The organism is Mycolicibacterium agri, assembly GCF_002553505.1.
GTDB classification, from domain to species: domain Bacteria; phylum Actinomycetota; class Actinomycetes; order Mycobacteriales; family Mycobacteriaceae; genus Mycobacterium; species Mycobacterium agri.
Genome location: NZ_PDCP01000096.1, coordinates 1 through 19,265, shown reverse-complemented (window position 1 = coordinate 19,265; position 19,265 = coordinate 1). Strand labels below are relative to the sequence as shown.

18 protein-coding genes and 1 pseudogene are annotated in these 19,265 nt (G+C 67.9%); 4 read left to right on the top strand and 15 right to left on the bottom strand.

The features are described 5' to 3' along the window. A partial coding sequence (locus CQY20_RS29325) for an IS30 family transposase (protein WP_109789712.1) occupies positions 1–255 on the top strand: 255 nt, incomplete at its 5' end. Between the two features lie 51 nt (positions 256–306). Here CQY20_RS29325 and CQY20_RS29320 read toward each other — a convergent pair. Genes CQY20_RS29320 through CQY20_RS29290 form a run of 7 tightly spaced genes read right to left on the bottom strand, consistent with a single transcriptional unit; the run spans position 307 to position 7,807 of the window. After that, on the bottom strand, positions 307–1,197 hold the full coding sequence (locus tag CQY20_RS29320) for an amidohydrolase family protein (protein WP_097944139.1): 891 nt from the start codon (positions 1,195–1,197) through the stop codon (positions 307–309). 32 nt (positions 1,198–1,229) lie between these two features. Further along, positions 1,230–1,673: a type II toxin-antitoxin system Rv0910 family toxin gene (locus tag CQY20_RS29315; RefSeq protein ID WP_097944137.1), complete on the bottom strand. Its 444-nt coding sequence runs from the start codon at positions 1,671–1,673 to the stop codon at positions 1,230–1,232. Positions 1,674–1,681: 8 nt separating this feature from the next. Beyond that, complete coding sequence (locus CQY20_RS29310) at positions 1,682–1,870, bottom strand: antitoxin (protein WP_097944135.1); 189 nt, start codon at positions 1,868–1,870, stop codon at positions 1,682–1,684. Positions 1,871–1,886: 16 nt separating this feature from the next. After that, complete coding sequence (locus tag CQY20_RS29305; RefSeq protein ID WP_097944133.1) at positions 1,887–4,274, bottom strand: cation-translocating P-type ATPase; 2,388 nt, start codon at positions 4,272–4,274, stop codon at positions 1,887–1,889. A 28-nt stretch (positions 4,275–4,302) separates the two neighbouring features. Continuing rightward, entirely contained in the window at positions 4,303–5,907 is a 1,605-nt protein-coding gene (locus CQY20_RS29300; RefSeq protein WP_163701711.1) for a serine hydrolase, read from the bottom strand. A 17-nt stretch (positions 5,908–5,924) separates the two neighbouring features. Further along, the gene (locus tag CQY20_RS29295) at positions 5,925–7,067 is read right to left on the bottom strand and encodes an MBL fold metallo-hydrolase (RefSeq protein WP_097944131.1); all 1,143 of its coding nucleotides are present in this window, start codon (positions 7,065–7,067) and stop codon (positions 5,925–5,927) included. Positions 7,068–7,072: 5 nt separating this feature from the next. Beyond that, positions 7,073–7,807: an enoyl-CoA hydratase gene (locus CQY20_RS29290; protein ID WP_097944129.1), complete on the bottom strand. Its 735-nt coding sequence runs from the start codon at positions 7,805–7,807 to the stop codon at positions 7,073–7,075. A 25-nt stretch (positions 7,808–7,832) separates the two neighbouring features. On the opposite strand from CQY20_RS29290, the gene CQY20_RS29285 reads away from it, so the two are divergent. After that, positions 7,833–9,308, top strand: coding sequence for an acetyl-coenzyme A carboxylase carboxyl transferase subunits beta/alpha (locus tag CQY20_RS29285; RefSeq protein WP_097944127.1), 1,476 nt, complete (start codon positions 7,833–7,835; stop codon positions 9,306–9,308). Here the strand turns inward: CQY20_RS29285 and CQY20_RS29280 are convergent. From CQY20_RS29280 to CQY20_RS29265, 4 genes are all read right to left on the bottom strand, one after another. After that, a complete protein-coding gene (locus CQY20_RS29280) occupies positions 9,305–9,556 on the bottom strand; it encodes a hypothetical protein (protein ID WP_097944125.1) in 252 nt (83 codons plus the stop codon). The two genes, CQY20_RS29285 and CQY20_RS29280, sit on opposite strands and share 4 nt — an antisense overlap. Before the next feature lie 84 nt (positions 9,557–9,640). Next, positions 9,641–10,093 (bottom strand): hypothetical protein, encoded by a 453-nt coding sequence (locus CQY20_RS29275; protein WP_097944123.1) that lies wholly within the window; start codon positions 10,091–10,093, stop codon positions 9,641–9,643. 21 nt (positions 10,094–10,114) lie between these two features. Continuing rightward, on the bottom strand, positions 10,115–10,525 hold the full coding sequence (locus CQY20_RS29270; RefSeq protein WP_097944145.1) for a hypothetical protein: 411 nt from the start codon (positions 10,523–10,525) through the stop codon (positions 10,115–10,117). 15 nt (positions 10,526–10,540) lie between these two features. Then, positions 10,541–11,080 carry a TetR/AcrR family transcriptional regulator gene (locus tag CQY20_RS29265; protein WP_097944121.1) on the bottom strand — a complete coding sequence of 180 codons (540 nt, stop codon included), beginning with the start codon at positions 11,078–11,080 and terminating at the stop codon, positions 10,541–10,543. 91 nt (positions 11,081–11,171) lie between these two features. Here CQY20_RS29265 and CQY20_RS29260 point away from each other — a divergent pair, with 91 nt between their 5' ends. Further along, positions 11,172–12,314 (top strand): FAD-dependent oxidoreductase, encoded by a 1,143-nt coding sequence (locus tag CQY20_RS29260; RefSeq protein ID WP_097944119.1) that lies wholly within the window; start codon positions 11,172–11,174, stop codon positions 12,312–12,314. Positions 12,315–12,429: 115 nt separating this feature from the next. Here the strand turns inward: CQY20_RS29260 and CQY20_RS29255 are convergent, their stop codons facing one another. From CQY20_RS29255 to CQY20_RS29240, 4 genes are all read right to left on the bottom strand, one after another. Continuing rightward, positions 12,430–14,301: an ABC transporter ATP-binding protein gene (locus CQY20_RS29255; protein WP_097944117.1), complete on the bottom strand. Its 1,872-nt coding sequence runs from the start codon at positions 14,299–14,301 to the stop codon at positions 12,430–12,432. Continuing rightward, positions 14,298–16,256 (bottom strand): ABC transporter ATP-binding protein, encoded by a 1,959-nt coding sequence (locus tag CQY20_RS29250; protein WP_097944143.1) that lies wholly within the window; start codon positions 16,254–16,256, stop codon positions 14,298–14,300. The genes CQY20_RS29255 and CQY20_RS29250 overlap by 4 nt, the downstream gene beginning before the upstream one ends. A 102-nt stretch (positions 16,257–16,358) precedes the next feature. Then, entirely contained in the window at positions 16,359–18,245 is a 1,887-nt protein-coding gene (locus CQY20_RS29245; protein WP_097944115.1) for an ABC transporter ATP-binding protein, read from the bottom strand. 60 nt (positions 18,246–18,305) lie between these two features. After that, positions 18,306–18,785 (bottom strand): UCP032817 domain-containing protein, encoded by a 480-nt coding sequence (locus CQY20_RS29240; RefSeq protein ID WP_371871149.1) that lies wholly within the window; start codon positions 18,783–18,785, stop codon positions 18,306–18,308. Positions 18,786–18,854: 69 nt separating this feature from the next. On the opposite strand from CQY20_RS29240, the pseudogene CQY20_RS34965 reads away from it, so the two are divergent. Next, positions 18,855–19,265, top strand: a pseudogene (locus CQY20_RS34965) (hypothetical protein); the annotation flags it as partial.

Sequence of the window (19,265 nt, the reverse complement as noted above, 5' to 3'; positions counted from 1 at the left end):
GAGCTCGATATCTACTTCTGCGATCCGCACTCGCCATGGCAACGCGGCAGTAACGAGAACACCAACGGGCTGCTGCGCCAATACTTTGCTAAAGGCACCGACCTATCAGTGTTCCCGGCCGACTACCTCGACTACGTTGCCGCCCAACTCAACACCCGACCCCGCAAAACCCTCGGCTGGAAGAAACCCGCTGAAGTCCTCGACGAGCTACTCTCAAACCCGCCAAAACCACCCGCTGTTGCATCCACTGCCTGAAATCGCCCCAGGAAGAGGCGGACTTTAGCGTCTGCTCGCGGTTGAGAGGCTCTAGGAGGTGAGGCCGAGGACCCGCAGCGCGTTCTGCTTGAAGATCAGCGGCAGCACCTCGGGTCTCATGTCGAGCGCCTCGAAGTCGCGGCGCCACCGCTGCGGCTCGATGTACGGGTAGTCGGTGCCGAACAGCACCTTGGTGCGCAATTGCCGGTTGGCGGCGTGCACCAGCTGCGGCGGGAAGTACTTCGGCGACCACCCGGACAGGTCGATGTACACGTTGGCCTTGTGGGAGGCGATCGCGATCTGCGCGTCCACCCACGGCACCGCGGGGTGCGCCATCACGATCGTCAGTCCTGGGAAGTCGGCGGCGACGTCGTCGAGCAGCATCGGGTCGGAGTACCTGAGCTTGACGCCGTATCCACCGGCCAGCCCCGAGCCGAGGCCGGTCTGGCCGGTGTGAAACAGGGCGGGCACACCGGCCGCGGCGATCGCCTCGTAGATCGGGTAATACACCCGGTCGTTGGGCTCGAACGCCTGCAGGCTCGGGTGAAACTTGAAACCCTTGACGCCCAGCTCGATCTGCCGGTTGACGTCGTAGACGGCACGCTCGACGGTCAGCGGGTCGACGCTGCCGAACGGGATCAGCACATCGTTGTTGCGCGCGGCGCCGGCGATCAAGTCGTCGATCGAGTTCGGCGGATGCCCGGATGCGGTCTGCGAGTCGATGGTGAAAACGACCGCGGCGGTGTTGCGCGCACGGTAGTACTCGGCGGCCGAGTCGACGGTGGTCGCGTCGGACGCCAGCTTGAAGTACTGCTTGGTCGCCGTGATCAGCTCATCGGAGTAGGCGCAGTGCCCGTGATCGTCGGCCTCGACATGGGCATGGATGTCGATGGCGTCGATCGCGTCGAAATCGATGCCGTAGGTGTACTTTTCGCCGGGCATCCGAGCAGCCTAACAAGCTGCTCACGCAACGCTTAGGCGGCCGCGAAGACGCTCTTGAACCTGTTCAGCGACTCGCGGATGTCACTCTTGAGCGCCGCGGCGACGACCATGCCGATGGGGCCGAACAATGCGGGACCGCCCAGATGGACGTCGAACGTGACGACCGACCCGGACGGATCGTCGGCCGGCTTGACCTTGCCGATCAACTTCACCTTGACACCGCCGACGCCGTCCCCGTTGAGGGTCATGGCCTGCGGCGGCTTGAAGTGGACGATGGTCCACTTGATCCGGTTGGGCATGCCCTTCACTTCCACGATCGACTCGACGACCGTGCCCTTGTCCAGGTTTTCGGGCAGCTTGCTGCGCCACACCCGGTGGATGGTGAGCCAGTCCTTGTACCGCGACAGATCGGAGGCGCACTCCCACGCCTTCTCCGGCGGCAATGGAACATCAACGGAGACAGACAGTTTGGCCATATGTCAGGTTATGCTTCGGGTTTTTGCGGATCGGTTTTGTCGATGGCCTTCTTGGCCGCCTCCTGCGCCTTGTCGACGTGAGAGGCGTACTTGCCCTGGGTTTTCTTGTCGACCATGTCGCCGGCTTTGTCGATGGCCATATCCACCTTGTCGGCGTTCTTCGATAGCAGGTTCTTGACCTTATCTAGAAATGCCATGGGTCTTACCCTACAGCTACTTCCAGAGCCGTCGCCGCTCCCCGAGAACGGATCCCTGCACCCACCAGGCCACCTCGATGAGAGCGGCCCCGATCACCCCGATGACCAGCGCAATCGCCGTCACTTCGAGGTTCGAGGGATCCAGCATGAACAGCTTCTGCGCCAGCGGAATCGAGAAGATCACCACGTACGCCAAGCCCGACACCGCAACCAGCGCCACCCGCCACCACTCGTACGGCCGGGCCACCACGGCGAGCACCCACACGGCGGTCACCAGCAACGTGATCAGCGCCGCGGTGGAGGCCTGCGTCTGGTCCTCGACGGAGGCCTGACGACCCTCGTACGCGACGAGGTAGGAGACGAACGTCGCGATGCCGATGATGATCCCTGACGGCAGCGCCGACGTCATCACCCGGCGCACGAAGCCGGGGTGCGCTCGCTCGTTGTTGGGCGCCAGCGACAGGATGAACGCCGGGATGCCGATGGTGAACCACGCCGCGATCGTCACGTGGATCGGCTGGAACGGAAACGGCAGCGGGTCGGTGTCGAAGATCTCCGACGCCAGCCCGGCGAGGCCGACCAGGCTCGCCAGCAGCACCGAGTAGACCGTCTTGGTCAAGAACAGGTTCGACACCCGCTCGATGTTGCCGATGACGCGGCGGCCCTCGCCGACGACGTGCGGCAGTGTCGCGAACTTGTTGTCCAGCAACACGATTTGGGCGACGGCACGCGACGCAGGACTGCCCGCGCCCATCGCCACTCCGATGTCGGCGTCCTTGAGCGCCAGCACGTCGTTGACGCCGTCGCCGGTCATCGCGACGGTGTGGCCGTGCGATTGCAACGCGTGCACCATCGCCCGCTTCTGGTCGGGCCGCACCCGACCGAACGTGGTGCACTCCTCGAGGGTTTCGGCCAGCCGCTCAGGATCCTCGGGCAGCTGCCGGGCGTCCATCGTCTCGCCCTCCAGGCCCAACGCACCCGCGACGGCGCCCACCGACACCGCATTGTCGCCCGAGATGACCTTGATCGAAACCTTCTGCGAGGCAAAGTAGTCCAGTGTGTCGCGGGCGTCCGGGCGGACCCGCTGCTCGAGCACCACCAACGCGGCCGGTGTCACGTTGCCCGGCGCCGCGCGGTCGTCGACGGGCCGGTCGCTGGACCCGAGCAGCAGCACCCGCAGCCCTTTGCTGCCGATGCGCTCGGCCTCCTCGGCGACGGGAGACGACGGGTCGAGCAGCACGTCGGGCGCTCCGATCACCCAATTGCCGTGCCCGTCGTAAGACGTTCCGCTCCACTTGGTGGCGGACTTGAACGGCGCGCTTGCGGTCGCCGTCCAGCCCGGCGGCATCTTGTAGGCCTCCGCGATGGCCTGCATGCTGGCATTCGGCCGCGGATCGTCGGCGGCCAACTGCGCCAGGATACTCCCGACGTCGGCGTGGTCCAACGGCTTGAGATCGGCGACCCGCATGCCGTTCTCGGTCAGCGTGCCCGTCTTATCGGCGCAGACCACGTCGACACGGGCCAGGCCCTCGATCGCGGGCAGCTCGTTGACCAGACACTGCCGTCGACCCAGCCGAATCACGCCGACGGCGAACGCAATCGACGTCATCAGCACCAGGCCTTCTGGCACCATCGGCACCAGCGCACCGACCATCCGCAGCACCGATTCGCGCCACCCCGCGCCCGTGGTGAACAGCTGGGTGTAGATGATCAGCAGACCGGCGGGCACGAGCAGATAGGTGATGAACTGCAGAATCTTGTTGATGCCGTTGCGCAGTTCGGATTTCACCAGCGTGAACTTGCTGGCTTCCTCGGCGAGTTTGGCGGCATACGCCTCACGGCCCACCTTGGTTGCGCGGTAGGCACCGCTGCCCGAGACGACGAAGCTGCCCGACATCACCTCATCGCCAGGGTCTTTGGCGATCGGGTCGGCCTCGCCCGTCAGCAGCGACTCGTCAACCTCGAGATTGTTCTCCTCGACCACCGCGCCGTCGACGACGATCTGGTCGCCGGGGCCGAGTTCGATGATGTCGTCGAGCACCACCTCGCTGGGCATCATCGGTCGCGACACCGGTCCGGACCGGGTGAGCCTGCGCACCAACGGCTTTGCCTGGCCGACGATGGCGAGTTTGTCCAGCGTCGCCTTGGCGCGCAGTTCCTGGATGATGCCGATCGCGCTGTTGGCGATGATCAACAGCCCGAATGCGCCGTTGATCACCGAACCGGTGGACAGAACGATGATGAACAGCACGCCGAGTATCGCGTTGATGCGCGTGAAGACGTTGGCCCGCACGATGTCCGAGACGCTGCGCGCGGCCCGCGTCGGCACATCGTTGGTCTTGCCCTCGGCTACCCGCGCCGCGACCTCAGCTTCGGTGAGGCCCGCGGCCACCACAGTCGTCATCGGTGCTCGATGTCCGTCGCGCCAGCGCTCATCGGACGAAGGTCCCCTTACCGAATTCGTCGTAATACTCGAGCGTCAGTTTAGGGCCGTCGAACGTCGCCTTGCCGATCGAGCCGGGTGGCGAGTTCTCGCTGACCCATTCGTAGCTGAACACGTTGCCGCTCCAATTGATCAGCGGCACATTGAGCTCCCCCAACTCCAGGTGCAGGTTGCCGTCCTTCTCGCTGACCCGAGCCGGACCCCAGTAGTCGTTGTTGTAGGTGCCGAGGTACGACGACCGCGGCGCCGACGGCTCCGGGTTGGCCGGTGGCTTCTTTCCGACGAGGGACCCGACGGGCTTCTCCATATCCACCATCACGGCGTGATACAGCTCATACCAGTCCTCGCGAATCTCGCCGAACTGCACGAGGTCGGCGAACTGCGCGGTGAGGGCTTCGGGCACACCGGAGGGTGTGGCGTTGGTCAGCGCGACGATCGCCACATCGGCCGACGGCAGGATCACGAAGTTGGCGCCCGCGCCCAGTTCGAATGCGCCGGAATGGCTCAGCTGGGTGCGCGCCGCCGAGGTGGTGCCGACGTTGAAACCGAAGCCGTAAAAGCCGCTTCGCATCGCCGGCTCGCTGGCCCGAGTCGCCACCATCTGCGGGGTCGCGGCAGGCAGCAGCGCCTCTGGTTCGATGATCTGCTTGCCGCCGTAGCTGCCGTCGGCCAGCATCATCGCCAGCCAGCGCGTCATGTCGTTGACCGACGAACTGGCCCCGCCCGCAGGGGCTTGCGGGTCGGCGTTTCGCACGTAGCGCGGCTCGTAGCGGCCGTCGACGTGAATGTGCCCGACCGCGCGGTTGGCCCGGTTGCGGTAGTCGTCGAACCGGTAGCTCGTCGACGCCATCCCCAGCGGGCCGAACAGCACCTGCTGGGCCAGGTCCTCCCAGGACCTGGCCGCACCGGCGGCGACCGCCTCGGCTGCCGCCGTCAACCCGAAGTTGGTGTAGGCGTAGGAAATTCGGAACGGTTCCAGCGGCAGGTCGCGGAGCCGTTCGAGCACATACCGGCGGTCGTGGCCGAGGTCTTCGAGTTCGTCACCGGCGTGATCGGGCAGCCCGGACCGGTGCGAGAACATGTCGCCGACGGTGACCATCTTCGTGACGACGGGATCGGCCAGCGCGAACCACGGCAGCTTGCTCACGATGGGCGTGTCCCAGCCGACGGCGCCGGCGCTGACCTGCTGCGCCACCACGGTCCCCGAGACGGACTTGGACACCGACGCCAACTGAAAGACCGTGTCGGGGTCGACCCGATTGTCTTCGACGTCACCGGCTTTGACATCGCGCACACCGAAGCCCTTGGCGTACACCGTCTTTCCGTCGTGCACAACGGCGACAGCCATGCCGGGAATGCCGGACTTGTCCATCAGGTCCTCGGCGAGACCGTCCAGCTGGGCGACCGCATTGTCGACGGCGTTCTCCGGCAGCGGCATTGCGGGCACCAGCGGTGGCGGGACATCGGACTTCGGCGTCGGCGCGGCGGTCGACGTCTCGGCGTGCTCGGCCGATCCCGAACTGCAAGCCGCCAGCAACAGCGTCGTCGCGGCGAGAACGATCCATGGCGCACGCAGCGTGCCTGCTTTGCTCACAGCAGCACGCTAGCCGGTTAGTGCCGCCACCACGGGTCGAACGCCGACGCTTGTTCGGGCGGCTGCTGTGGCGATGACGTGGGATCGACGCGCTCGCCGGGCCGCGGGACCGTCACCTCGACGCCCGCGGAGTCGGCCGCGGTCAGCAGTCGCTCGATGGGCTCCGACCAGGGGTGCGGGGCGAGCCGGAACGTCGCCCAGTGGATCGGCAGCAGCAAGCCCTTGCCTGCCTCGGCGATGTCGAGATGCGCCCGCACCGCCTCTTCCGGGTTCATGTGGATGTCGGGCCATGCCGGGTGATATGCGCCGACCGGCAGCAGGGACAGGTCGAACGGGCCGTGGTCCATGCCGATTTCGGTGAAGCTCTTGGTGTATCCGGTGTCGCCGCCGAAGAACGCGCGATGGCGCGGGCCGATGATCACCCATGACGCCCACAGCGTGGTGTTGCGGGCGAACAGCCGTCCCGAGAAGTGCCGTGCCGGAGTGCAGATCAGCGTCAGCTCACCGATGGTGTGGCCTTCGTGCCAGTCCAGTTCGACGATCCGGTTGTCCGGGATGCGCCACTTGCGCAGATGTGCGCCGACCCCGAGGGGCACGATGAACGGCGCACGCTGACTGTGCGCGAGCCCGACGATCGTGTCCATGTCGAGGTGGTCGTAGTGGTCGTGGCTGATCAGCACCGCATCCAGCGCGGGCAGCGCCTCCAGCGGCACCGGCACCTCGTGCATCCGCTCCGGTCCGACCCGCCGCGACGGCGAACAGCGTCGGCTCCACACCGGATCGGTGAGCACTCGGTACCCGTCGACCTCCACCAGCGCCGAGGAGTGCCCGTACCAGCTGGCCGCCAGGTCGAGCGGGGTGGTGTCGACCTTCGGCGACACGGCCAGCGGAATGGGCTTGCGCGGCCGGGCCGACTCCCGCGAGCCGATCAGCTCGCGCAGCAGCATCCACTGCTGTTCGCGGTCGAGGTTGAGCATCGAGGCGGGGTCGACGTTGACGAACACGCCGTCGCGGTAGTTCGGCGACCGCTCGGCGACCGAGCGGATCTCGTCGGGGCTGGCGCCGATCGCGGCGGGCGAACCCTGCAGCGCGCGCAGCAGCCATCCGGTCGCGGCCACCGTGGCGGTGCCTGCCGCGAATCGCAGCGCCGCGCCGAGCATGGTGGTCAGGCTCCCTTGAAGTTCGGTGGCCGCTTCTCGATGCGGGCCACCTGCGCCTCGATGACGTCCTGGCTGCGCCATGCCTTGTCGAACAGCGCCTGGTGCTCGGGCCACGGCTCCTCGTAGGCGCCGTCGTCGTTGAGCACCCGCTTGGCGTGCTGCAGCGACAGCGGCGCGAACCCGGCTATCTCGGCGGCCCAGGCCTGCGCGTCGGCCAGCGTGCCGATCCGGTTGGCCATACCCGTCTGCAGGGCGACGTCGGCGGTGAGGCGTTCGGCGCCGAACAGCATCCCCCGCGCCCGGCCGGCACCCACCAGCGACGTGAGCCGCCGGATGCTCCAGTTGTCCAGTGCGAGACCGTATTTCGCGATGGGGAACTGGAAGTACGCGTTGGGTGCGACGACGCGCAGGTCGCAGATCATCGCCAGGATGACCCCGGCGCCGATGGCGGGCCCGTTGATCGCGCCGATGACGGGCATCGGCACCTTGTCGATGGCGAGGTTGAGCGCCTTCGCCTTGTCGGGCAGCTCCTCGGCGACGCCGGCCGCGTCGGACAGATCCGCCCCGGCGCTGAACACGTCGCCCTGGCCGGTCAGCACGATGACGCGGACATCTTCGGTCGCGGCCTTCTCGACCGCCTCCCGCAGGGAGTCGACGAGCTCGCCGTTCAGCGCGTTGCGCCGTTCGGCGCGCTGCATCTCCAGGGTCAAGACGTCGCCGTCGCGGGTCACACCAATCATGCGTGCAGCCTATTAGGGTCGTCCTGTGAGCCGAATCGGCGCCCTGCAGCTACGCGACGCGGTGCTGGATGAAGGGTCTTTCCGCAGCTGGGACGGCCCGCCGCTGCCGGTGGCGGCTCGCGACGAGTATCGCCGCGAGCTGGCCGAGGCCGCCGCGGCCACCGGGCTCGACGAGGCGGTGATCACCGGCGAGGGCCGTGTCTTCGGGCGCCGCGTCGCGGTGGTGGCATGCGAATTCGACTTCCTCGCGGGTTCCATCGGGGTGGCGGCCGCCGAACGGATCACCACGGCGGTGGCGCGCGCGACGGCGGAGCGGCTGCCGCTGCTGGCGTCGCCGAGTTCGGGCGGCACCCGGATGCAGGAGGGCACGGTCGCGTTCCTGCAGATGGTCAAGATCGCCGCCGCGGTCGAACTGCACAAGCGCGCGCATCTGCCCTATCTGGTCTACCTGCGCCACCCGACGACGGGCGGAGTGTTCGCCTCGTGGGGTTCGCTGGGCCACATCACGGTCGCCGAACCGGGAGCGCTGATCGGCTTCCTCGGGCCCCGCGTCTACGAGCATCTCTACGGCGAACCGTTCCCCGCGGGCGTGCAGACGGCCGAAAACCTGCAGCGGCACGGCGTCATCGACGCCGTCATCCCGCTGGAAAACCTTCGCGCCACGCTGGATCGCGCGCTGAAAGTCGTCGCCGACCCCCCTGATCCCCCGCCCCCTGAGCCGGAACGCGTGCCGCTGCCCGACGTGCCCGCGTGGGATTCGGTGATCGCGTCGCGGCGGCCGGACCGGCCCGGCGTCGCCCAGCTGCTGCGCAACGGCGCAACCGAGCGGGTGTTGTTGTCCGGCACAGGGTTTGGGGAGGCGGCGACGACGCTGCTGGCGCTGGCACGCTTCGGCGGCCAGCCCGCGGTGGTGCTGGGACAGCAGCGGGTGGCTTCCACCATCGGCCCAGCTGCGCTGCGGGAGGCGCGGCGCGGCATGGCGCTGGCGGCCGGGTTGAAGCTGCCGCTGGTGCTGGTGATCGACACGGCGGGACCCGCGCTGTCGGCGGAGGCCGAACAGGGTGGCCTGGCCGGCGAAATCGCCCGCTGTCTGGCCGAATTGGTGACGCTGGACACGCCGACGGTGTCGGTGTTGCTCGGCCAGGGCAGCGGCGGGCCCGCGCTGGCGATGGTGCCCGCGGACCGGGTGCTCGCCGCGCTGCACGGCTGGTTGGCGCCGCTGCCACCAGAGGGCGCCAGCGCGATCGTCTACCGGGATGTGGATCACGCCGCGGAACTGGCCGTCGCGCAGGGCATTCGATCGGCCGACCTGCTGCGCGACGGCATCGTCGACGTCATCGTGCCCGAATTTCCTGACGCCGCAGACGAACCCGTCGAGTTCACCAAGCGGCTGTCGGCCACGATCGCCGGTGAACTGCATCGGCTGCGCAGCGCCCCCGACGACCAACGGCTGAACACGCGGTTGGCCCGCTATCGCCGCATCGGACTGCCGGAAGGCTAGCCGCCGAGCTCCGACACCGTCGAGTCGAGAATCGCGGCCTGCTCGTCGAGTTCGCGATCGGACGGCTCGTCGCCGCCGAGCCGCTTGATCAGGTCCTCCCGCGAAACCACCTGCAGCGCACCGCGATAGTCTTCGTCGTCCGCCTCGGCTTGGGAGATGACCTCAGCGCGGCCCTCGATGAACACCAAGACAGCGTCGCCGCGTTCGTCGTCCAGCAGCCGTCGCACGTCCGCGGCCGCGATAGCCATCAGTTGCCCCGTCCGGTCTGGTTCTGCGATTGATCGACACTCATGCCTTAGCCTATGCCCGTTCGGGCGTTTTCTATGCACACCCTAGGCGGCCGCGGCAACCAGGGCCGCGATCATCGCGCCGACCGTGATCAGGTCCAAGGGCAGCCGCAGGATGCTGCGGCGGGTCCACCGAACAGCGGCGGCTTCGTCGACGCCGGCCGGGTCGGCCTTCTCGAAGGCCAAGGCCTTCGGCACGAAGTCGAACAGCGACCAGATGCGCATGACGGCGTGGCTGACCAGCGCGACGATCAGCGCGATCCGCATGCCCGCGTCGGACCAGCCCACGATGAGCGACACGATCAGCAGCACCTCGAAGACGGTGTGCGCGGGTATCCAGAACCGCTTCCTGGATACGCCACCGCGGGTGGGCTGGATGATGTCGGGCCGCTTGGGCCACGCCGGATCGACGACAAGGTACTCATAGAGACCGCCGCCGAGGCTGATACAGGCCGCGACGGTCGTGGCTGCGATCAGAAGGACAGTCGGGGTCCACATCTCACCCCCGATTATCCGGAACTATTCGGTGCGTTCCAGTACGCGGGCGTTGCCGCGGGTGCGGTAGCACAACACCGTGACGGCGACCACCACCTCGGTCAGCGCCAGCGCGGTGGCCACAGTCATCGTGGTCGATTGCGCGACAGCGGATCCCATCGCCGCACCGGTGCCGTGGTGGCCGACGGAAGCCGGCAGATGCACGGCGACCATCGCGAGGTTCATCAGCGCCACCAGACACCACGCTCGCACCGTGCCTGCGCGCCACAGTTCGCGCGCGCAGTACAGGCATGCGCCGACCATGCCCGCGAGCAGCACCGCCGACGCGGCGTTGGCGGCATCGCCGAGCATCGCGCCGTGCAGGACGGCCGACGTAGCGGCCAGTCCGGCCGCCGCTCGCCGCGCGATCACTCCGGAGCGCTGTGCGGCGAACATGTTCGACATTGTCGGTCACGAATCGAGATAGCGCTGCACAGTTGGCCCCAGCCAGTCGACGATCTCGTCGCGGGACATGGCGACGATCGGCGGCAGCTTCAGCACGTGCAGGCACAGCGCCAGGCCCAGCATCTGCGTCGCGATGAGCGCGGCCCTGCGTTCAGGCGCAACGGGATTCACCTTCGCGACGACCGGCAGCAGCTGGCCCGCGAAGATCTCGCGCATGCGTTTCGCGGCGTCGTCGTTGGAGGCGCTCGTGCGCAGCAGCACCACCATCGCCTCGTCGCGGTCCCAGCGGTTCATGAAGTGCCTGACCATGCGGGCGCCGATCTCGTCGCGCGGCATGCCGTCCACGTCCGGCAACTCGAGGTCGAAGTCGGCGGCGGCGGCAAACAGCTGCTCCTTGTTGCCGAAGTACCGCATCACCATCGACGGGTCGATGTTGGCGTCGGCCGCGATCGCGCGGATGGTGGCCCGCTCGTAGCCGGATCGGGCGAAACGTTCCTTGGCCGCGGCCAGGATCACCGCCTTGGTCTCTGCCGAAGATCTGCGCATGCCAACAATTGTATGCCAACAGTTGTTGACTTTAGCGAGTCTTGCGCGCATAGTTAAGTCAACAAGCGTTGGCATAGTGAGGAGATGCGCCATGAACAGCAGTTATGACACCGACGTCCTGATCGTCGGCGCGGGTCCGACGGGCCTGACGCTGGCCGCGTCGCTGGCCCAACGGGGCATTTCGGCGACGCTCGTCGACCGGCAGGCCGCCGGGGCGAACACGTCACGGGCCGGGGTGGTCAACGCCCGTAGCCTCGAGGTGCTCGAGCGCGTCGACGTGGCGCGGCGACTGGTCAAGGAGGGCATTCAGGCGGCCCGGTTCAACATCCGCGACCGCGCCCGCACATTGACCGCGGTCGACTTCAGCACACTGCCGACCGACTACCCGTACTCGCTGCTGGTCCCGCAGTCGATCACCGAACGGCTGCTGCTGGACCGGCTGACCGAGCTGGGCGGGTCGGTCGTGCGCCCGGTGTCGCTGACGACCATCGAGCAGGACGCCGACGGCGTCACCGCGACGTTCGACGACGGCCGGGTGATCCGGGCGCGCTATGCGGTCGGCGCCGACGGCATTCACAGCACCGTGCGCGAGCAGGCAGGCATCGGCTTCCAGGGCGGCGCGTATGACGAGTCGTTCGCGCTCGCCGACGTGCACCTGACCGGTGACGTGTCGCCCGACGAGGTGAATCTGTACTGGGCGACTGCGGGTCTGACCGTGATCGCGCCACTGCCCGATGGCAGTTACCGCGTCGTCGCCCCGGTCGAGGACGCGCCCGAAAACCCCTCGGCGCCTTTCGTTCAGCAGATTTTGGACGACCGCGGGCCGGGCGGCCTGACCGTCATCGACGTGGTGTGGGGCTCGCGGTTCCGCGTCCACCACCGCGTCGCCGACACGTTCCGCGCCGGGCGGCTGCTGCTCGCGGGCGACGCGGCCCACGTGCACAGCCCCGCAGGCGGGCAGGGCATGAACCTCGGCATCCAGGACGCCGTCGCGCTGAGTGAGGCGCTGGCGGGCGTGCTGGCCGGTGGCCCCGACTCGCTGCTGGATGACTACAGCGCGGCCCGTCGGCCGATCGCGCGTGACGTCGTGGCGATGACCGACCGGCTGACCCGGCTGGCGACGCTGCCGCGTGCGGCCCGCCCGCTGCGCAACGCGCTGATCCGCGTCATGGGCCGCATCCCGAAGGCGAACCGGGCGCTGGCCTGGCGGCTCAGCGGCATCGTGTACCGGTAAAGGCCCACAGGATCACGCCGACAGGGCCACCAACGTATGGCCTGTGGAGGAGAATCGGCCATTCAGGATCCGTAGCCCATACACTCGCGGGCTTCGCAGGGGTACGCGAGCGGTGTTAGGCCAGCGAGTCGATCCAGGCGCGGTGCAGCGCGGCATACCGGCCGTCGTCGCGGTGGATGAGCTCGCTGGGCGGGCCGTCCTCCACGATGCGGCCGTGCTCGAGCACCAGCACCCGGTCGGCCACCTCCACCGTCGACAAGCGGTGCGCGATGACCAGGGCGGTGCGGTCGTTGAGCACGGTCTCCAGCGCCCGCTGCACCATGCGCTCGCTGGGGATGTCGAGCGAGGAGGTGGCCTCGTCGAGGATGAGCACTGCGGGGTCGGCGAGGAACGCGCGGGCGAATGCGACCAGTTGGCGCTGGCCCGCCGACAGCCGGCCGCCACGCTTGGCGACGTCGGTGTGGTAGCCGTCGGGCAGCGCCTCGATGAACCGGTCGGCGCCGACGGCCTCGGCCGCGGCACGCATCTCGGCGTCGGTGGCGTCGGGCCTGCCGAACCGGATGTTGTCGGCGACGGTGCCGTCGAACATGAAGTTCTCCTGGGTCACCATCACGACGTGGCGGCGCAGTTCGCTCTGCGCGATGTCGCGCAGGTCGATTCCGTCGAGCGTCACCGATCCGGATGTCGGATCGTAAAACCGCGCAATGAGTTTGGCGATCGTGGTCTTACCCGCACCCGTCGTGCCGACCAACGCGACCGTCTGCCCCGCGGGCACGGTGAGGTTCAGGTCCGGCAGCACGGGCCTGCCGGGCACATAGGCGAAATGCACGTCGCGGAAGGCGACTTCACCGCGCACCGACGTCAGCTTGACCGGATGCGCCGGGTCCTTGATGCCGGGGCGTTCGGCGAGCACGCCTGCCAACTTCTCCAGCGCCGAGGACGCCGACTGAAAGGTGTTGAAGAACTGCGAGATTTCCTGCATCGGCTCGAAGAACATCCGCAGGTAGAGCAGGAACGCCGCCAGCGTGCCGATCGTCATCTGCCCGTGCAGCACCCGGTAGCCGCCGTAGAGCAGCACGACGCCGGTCGTGATGTTGCCGACCAGCTTCACGCCCGGCATGAAGATCGCCAGCAGCTTGAAGGTGCGCTCGTTGTCGGCGCGGTACCGGTCGGCGATGTCTTCGAAGATCTGCTGGTTGCGCGGTTCGCGGCGGTAGGCCTGCACGGCCTTGATGCCCGTCATCGTCTCGACGAACTGCACGATCACCAGGGCGGCGCTTTCGCGGACCTTGCGGTAGGTCTTGGCCGACTCGGTGCGGAACCACCACACCAGCACGACGAGGATGGGGAACGCCGCGAGGCACATCAACCCGAGGCGCACGTCGAGCGTGATGAGCAGGATCGCGGTGCCGACCAACGTGAGCACGGCGGTGATCAGGCTGTCGAAGCCGGTTTCGAGCATGTCCTGGATGGCTTCGACGTCGTTGGTGGAGCGGCTGACCACCCGACCCGAGGTGTAGCGGTCGTGGAACGCGATGTCGAGCCGCTGGAAGTGGCGGAACACCCGGCGGCGCAGTTCCAGCAGCACCTTCTGACCGATGCGGCCCGACCGGTGCAGGAAGTACACCCGGCTGATGGCCTGGATGACGACGACCACGCACAGCGCGGCGACGATGGTCAGCAGCGTGTGCGCGGATCCGCCGTCGACGATCGGCGGGATGCCGCGGTCGATGCCGCGCTTGACGAGCAGCGGAACCGACAGTCGCGCAGCGTTTTCCACGACGACGACGACAGCGAGGAACGCGACAACCCAGCGGTACGGCCGCAGAAGCGACAACAGCAGGGCGCGGGCCTCACGCCTGCGCGGCAGCGACTCGTCGATCGGCAGGTCGTCGCGCTGTTCGTCGAACCGGCCGCGCCAGTCGTCGACGCGGCGTTCGTCGTCGGCGTCGGGGATGTCGACCGGGGTGGTGTCGGTGGCGGTCATCGGCCCTCGGCCTCCGGGTGCGAGGGCGGGAACAGCAGCGTGGTCGCGAAGCGGGGATCGCGGGCTTCAGACGCGCGCTCGGCGGCCTCCTGCTCCTCGTAGGCGTGGCCGAGGCGGTTGCGGTTCTCGTCGTCCTCCCATGCGCAGGCCCGCTCGACACCGTCGTCGAGTTCGTCGTCGGCGGCGAGCAGGTAGCGGTACTGCGGGACCGTCGCCAGAAGTTCGGCGTGCGTGCCGACGTGGGTGATCGTGCCGCGCTCCAGCAGCGCGACCTTATCGGCCAGCAGAACGGTCGAAGCGCGGTTGGCCACAACGATTCCGGTCACGGAATGCAGCACCCGGCGCAGCGCCTCCTCGACGATCGCCTCGGTGTGCACGTCCAGCGCCGAGAGTGTGTCGTCGAGCACCAGGATCTTGGGCGCGGCGAGGATGGCGCGGGCCAGCGACAGGCGCTGACGCTGCCCGCCGGACAGGCTCATGCCTTGCTCACCGATGCGGGTGTCCAGGCCGAACGGCAGGTCGTAGACGAACTGCGCGGCGGCGACCTCGATGGCCTGCGCGAGCTCCTCCTCGGTCGCGTCGGGCCGGCCGAGCCGCAGGTTCTCGGCGACCGACATGGAGAACAGCGTCGGGTCCTCGAATGCGGTCGCGACGGTCTGCCGCAGCGCGGGAAGCGACAGGTCACGAATGTCGGTGCCGTCGATGAGGATTCGGCCCTCGGTCACGTCGTAGAGCCGCGACATGAGCGCAGCCAGCACCGACTTGCCCGAACCGGTGGAGCCGACGAGCGCCAGCGTCTCGCCGGGTTCGACGGTGACGGTGACATGGCGCAGTGCCCAATCGTCGGTTTCGGCGCGGCTGTCCGAATCGCCGGACGGCGGGAAGCGGAAGCCGACGTCGATGAGGTCGAGACGTCCGCCCGCAGGCGCCTGCGCGACGGGCCCGTCGGTGATTTCGCGGGGCGCGTCGAAGATCTCCGCGATGCGGTTGGCGGCCGTGAACGACTCCTGCGTCATCGACAGCAGGAAACCCAGCGACGCTATGGGCCACACCAGCGACAGCATCATCGTGATGAATGCGACCAGCGTGCCCATCGTCACGTAGCCGTGGCCGGCCGCGTAGGCGCCGAGGCCGAGCACGACGATCAGCGTCAGGTTCGGGATGATTTCGAGCAGGGTCCAGAATTTCGCCGACACCGAAACCCGGTCGACCTGCGTGTCGTAGAGGTTGGTGAGCTGTTCGTCGAAGCGGTCGTAGACGTAGTCCTCGCGGCCGAACGACTTGACCACGCGCAGGCCCAGCGCCGCCTCCTCGACGTGGGTGGCGACGTGTCCGGACTGGTCCTGGGCCAGCCGCGACAGCCGCGTGTACTCGCGCTGGAAGTGCAGCACGGTCGCGGCGATCGGCACGATCGACACCAGCACGACAACGCCGAGCGGCCAGTACATGGCCAGCAGGATCGCCGTCACGACGGTGATCTGGATGACGTTGAGCAGCAGGAACACCATCCCGAATGACATGAACCGACGAATAGTGCTCAGGTCGTTCATGATTCGCGACAGCAGCTGCCCGGACTGCCACCGGCCGTGAAACGACATGGGCAGGACCTGCAGCTTGGCGTAGAGGTCCTTGCGAATGTCGGCCTCGACGCCCATCGTTCCGCGGGCCACCAGCCAGCGGCGGATGAACCACAGCACACCTTCGGAGATGCCGACGCCCATCGCCGCGGCGCCGAGAAGCCACAGCCCGCGCTGGTCCTGATGGCGGACCGGCCCGTCGATCACGGCCTTGGTCATCAGCGGAATCGCGACCGTGGCGACCAGGCTCAGCAGCGCGACGGCGATCATCGCGATCCAGCGCACGCGGTAGGGCATCAGGTACGGCAGCATTCGCCACAGATCGGAACTGATGCGTTTGCGCGCCGGTGGCGGCGCCACCGCAGGCTGTCGATGCATCAGGGATATTTCAGGCACTAGACCCCAAGTCTATTTGCGTGCTCAAACCGATATTCGGCAGCAGAGAGTCGAGCAGTCGCCTGCCGGAATGCAGTTTCGCGGTCATGCCGCGACCTGTTGCGTGCCGAACTGCGTCTCGTAGAGCTCGGCGTAGCGGCCGCCGCGGGCCAGCAGCTGCTCATGGTTACCGCGCTCGACGATGCGGCCGTCCTCGACGACGAGGATCGTGTCGGCCGCCCGCACGGTCGAAAGCCGGTGGGCGATCACGATCGAGGTGCGCCCGGACAATGCCTCGGCGAGCGCCTGCTGCACGGCGGCCTCGGAGGCGGAGTCCAGCGACGCGGTGGCCTCGTCGAGCACGACGACGCGGGACCGGCCCAGCAGCAGGCGCGCAATGGTCAACCGCTGCCGCTGGCCGCCGGAGAGCCGGTAGCCGCGCTCCCCCACCACCGTGTTCAAGCCGTCGGGCATCTCGGCGACGACGTCGGCGAGCCGGGCGCGTTCCAGGGCCCGCCACAGCTCCTCGTCGGTGGCGTCGGGCGCGGCCAGCCGCAGGTTCGACGCGATCGACTCGTGGAACAGGTGCCCGTCCTGGGTAACCATGCCGACGGTCTCCTTGAGCGACGCGGATGTCACGTCGCGCACATCGACGCCGTTGAGGCGTATCGCTCCGCTGTCGACGTCGTAGAGCCGCGCGATCAGCGACGCGATCGTCGACTTGCCCGCTCCGGAGGAGCCGACGAGCGCCACCATCTCACCGGGGCGGGCGGTGAACGAAATACCATGCAGCACTTCGCTTCCCGCACGCAGGTCGTTCTCGCTGAGCACGGCGACCTCTTCGAGTGAGGCCAGCGACACCTTGTCGGCCGACGGATAGGAGAACCGCACGTCGTCGAACTGCACCGAGACCGGCCCGGCAGGCACCGGCACCGCGTCCGACTTCTCCCGGATCAGCGGGACGAGGTCGAGCACCTCGAAGACACGCTCGAAACTGACCAGTGCACTGGCGATTTCGACGTGGGCATTGGCCAGCGACGTCAGCGGCGCGTACAGCCTGGTCAGCAGCAGGGCCAGCGCGACGACCGATCCGGTCTGCAGGTGCCCGCCGATGGCCAGCACACCGCCGAGCCCGTAGACCAGTGCCAGCGCCAACGCCGACATCAACGTCAGCGAGTTCATGAACACCGACTGCAGCATCGCGGTGCGTACCCCGATGTCGCGGACCCGGTCCGCGCGGACTTCGAATTCGCGCGATTCGGTCACCGGGTTGCCGAAGAGTTTGACCAACGTCGCTCCGGGCGCCGAAAAGCGTTCTGTCATCTGGGTGTTCATCGTGGCGTTGTGGATGGCGGCCTCGCGGGCGAGTTTGGCCATGGTGCGCCCGATGCGGCGGGCGGGGAGCAGAAACAGCGGCATCAGAAGCAGCGACAGCAGCGTGACCTGCCATGAGATGCGCAGCATCACCACCAATGTCAGCGTCAGCGTGACGATGTTGGTGATGACGCCGGAGAAGGTGCCGGAGAACGCCCGCTGCGCGCCGAGCACGTCGTTGCCGAGCCTGCTGACTAGCGCGCCGGTGCGGGTGCGGGTGAAGAACGCAACAGGCATGCGCTGAACGTGGTCGAAGACGGCGGTGCGCAGGTCGAGGATCAAGCCTTCGCCGATGGTCGACGACAGCCACCGCGTCACCAGCGACACCGCGGCCTCGGCGACGGCGATCGCCGCAATGATCGTGGCCAGCACGACGACCGCACCCATGGCGCCCTTGCCGATCTCGTCGACGACACGGCCCGCCAACAGCGGTGTGGTCAGCCCGAGCACCGCGCTGACCACACTGACCGCGACGAACGCCGCCAGCCGTCGGTGGTGACGTTCGGCGAAGCGCCAGATCCGGCGCAGCAGCGTGCGATTTGCCAGGGACCGCAGATCGCCGCCGCGGGCGTGCGTCTGCCGGTACAGGGTGCTGCGGGCGGCCGCCTCAATGCTCATGAAATCACCGTAAAACCTCAACAATGGATGAGGTCAACGACTTCCCTGGGCGGCGTGGCGCTAAACGCGCTGGCTGAGCCGGGCGAGGTCGGCCTCGATGGCGGCGACGCGCGCGGCGTCGATGCCCCACGGCTTCTCGACGCCGACGCGCTCGTCGAGATCCCACAGCACGCAACGTTCGCCTGGGCCCGCGACCATCGACCATGCGATGACGGTGCGGCGCAGCTGTTCGCGCATCGGCTCGGTGGCCGCGGGAGCGCCAGCGGGAGCGCCGCCTTCGGGATGGTGATGCAGGAACTGCCCGTAGGCCCTCTCGCAGAACGCGGAATACCTTGCGGTGCAGAGGATGAAGCCGTGCCACGCTTCGTCGACGGCGTGCGAGGGCATGCCGATGATCTGATTGTCACGCAGCGCCGCGGCACAGCAGCGCAGCCACTGTCGCAAACCTTGTTCGATGAGCTCACGTGGCTGCCACGGGCAGGTCTTGAACACGGCGGGCGGCAGTGCGAGCGCCGCTACCTCGGCGTTCGATCGATCCAATGAATTCAACCTGCGATGACGTATGCAATTACTGTAGTCCGCTCTGGCAAACGGCCGTAGCCTTCCGTCATGAGTGCGTATCTGGTAGCGGCCCTCCTCACCGGCTTGGCCGGCCTGTCCGGGGTGGCCGCGATCGATGCGCTGCGGCGCAGACGGCCCCGCCGGCGCACGCCGACACGCGACACGTCGACCGGCGGCACGCCCACCCGCGCCACCTCGACCAGCAGCACGTACCGGCCGGGCCGGGTCACCGACCGCAGATCTCTGTGGGCGCGCCGGTACGGTGCAGGCGCAGCGATATCGGCGGCCGCATGGACGGCAGGGGCCGACGGGCTTCGTCTCTCCAAACCCAAGGACAACGTCGGTGATCCGCTCGCGCGGTGCGGCGGCAGCCCTGGAGTGGTCGGGGGCGACGACGGATGCGGCGGCGGCGTCGGATGCGGGGCAGGCGGCTTCGGTAGTAGTGGTTTTGGGGGCCAT

Bases quoted from the DNA above. Each gene is read 5' to 3' on its own strand.
- CQY20_RS29310 (WP_097944135.1), bottom strand. From the start codon at position 1,870: ATGGCATTTCTAGATAAGGTCAAGAACCTGCTATCGAAGAACGCCGAC.
- CQY20_RS29275 (WP_097944123.1), bottom strand. From the start codon at position 10,093: ATGTGGACCCCGACTGTCCTTCTGATCGCAGCCACGACCGTCGCGGCC.
- CQY20_RS29270 (WP_097944145.1), bottom strand. From the start codon at position 10,525: ATGTTCGCCGCACAGCGCTCCGGAGTGATCGCGCGGCGAGCGGCGGCC.
- CQY20_RS29290 (WP_097944129.1), bottom strand. From the start codon at position 7,807: ATGATTGGTGTGACCCGCGACGGCGACGTCTTGACCCTGGAGATGCAG.
- CQY20_RS29320 (WP_097944139.1), bottom strand. From the start codon at position 1,197: ATGCCCGGCGAAAAGTACACCTACGGCATCGATTTCGACGCGATCGAC.
- CQY20_RS29315 (WP_097944137.1), bottom strand. From the start codon at position 1,673: ATGGCCAAACTGTCTGTCTCCGTTGATGTTCCATTGCCGCCGGAGAAG.
- CQY20_RS29295 (WP_097944131.1), bottom strand. From the start codon at position 7,067: ATGCTCGGCGCGGCGCTGCGATTCGCGGCAGGCACCGCCACGGTGGCC.
- CQY20_RS29260 (WP_097944119.1), top strand. From the start codon at position 11,172: ATGAACAGCAGTTATGACACCGACGTCCTGATCGTCGGCGCGGGTCCG.
- CQY20_RS29305 (WP_097944133.1), bottom strand. From the start codon at position 4,274: ATGACGACTGTGGTGGCCGCGGGCCTCACCGAAGCTGAGGTCGCGGCG.
- CQY20_RS29280 (WP_097944125.1), bottom strand. From the start codon at position 9,556: ATGGCTATCGCGGCCGCGGACGTGCGACGGCTGCTGGACGACGAACGC.
- CQY20_RS29265 (WP_097944121.1), bottom strand. From the start codon at position 11,080: ATGCGCAGATCTTCGGCAGAGACCAAGGCGGTGATCCTGGCCGCGGCC.
- CQY20_RS29245 (WP_097944115.1), bottom strand. From the start codon at position 18,245: ATGAGCATTGAGGCGGCCGCCCGCAGCACCCTGTACCGGCAGACGCAC.
- CQY20_RS29250 (WP_097944143.1), bottom strand. From the start codon at position 16,256: ATGCATCGACAGCCTGCGGTGGCGCCGCCACCGGCGCGCAAACGCATC.
- CQY20_RS29255 (WP_097944117.1), bottom strand. From the start codon at position 14,301: ATGACCGCCACCGACACCACCCCGGTCGACATCCCCGACGCCGACGAC.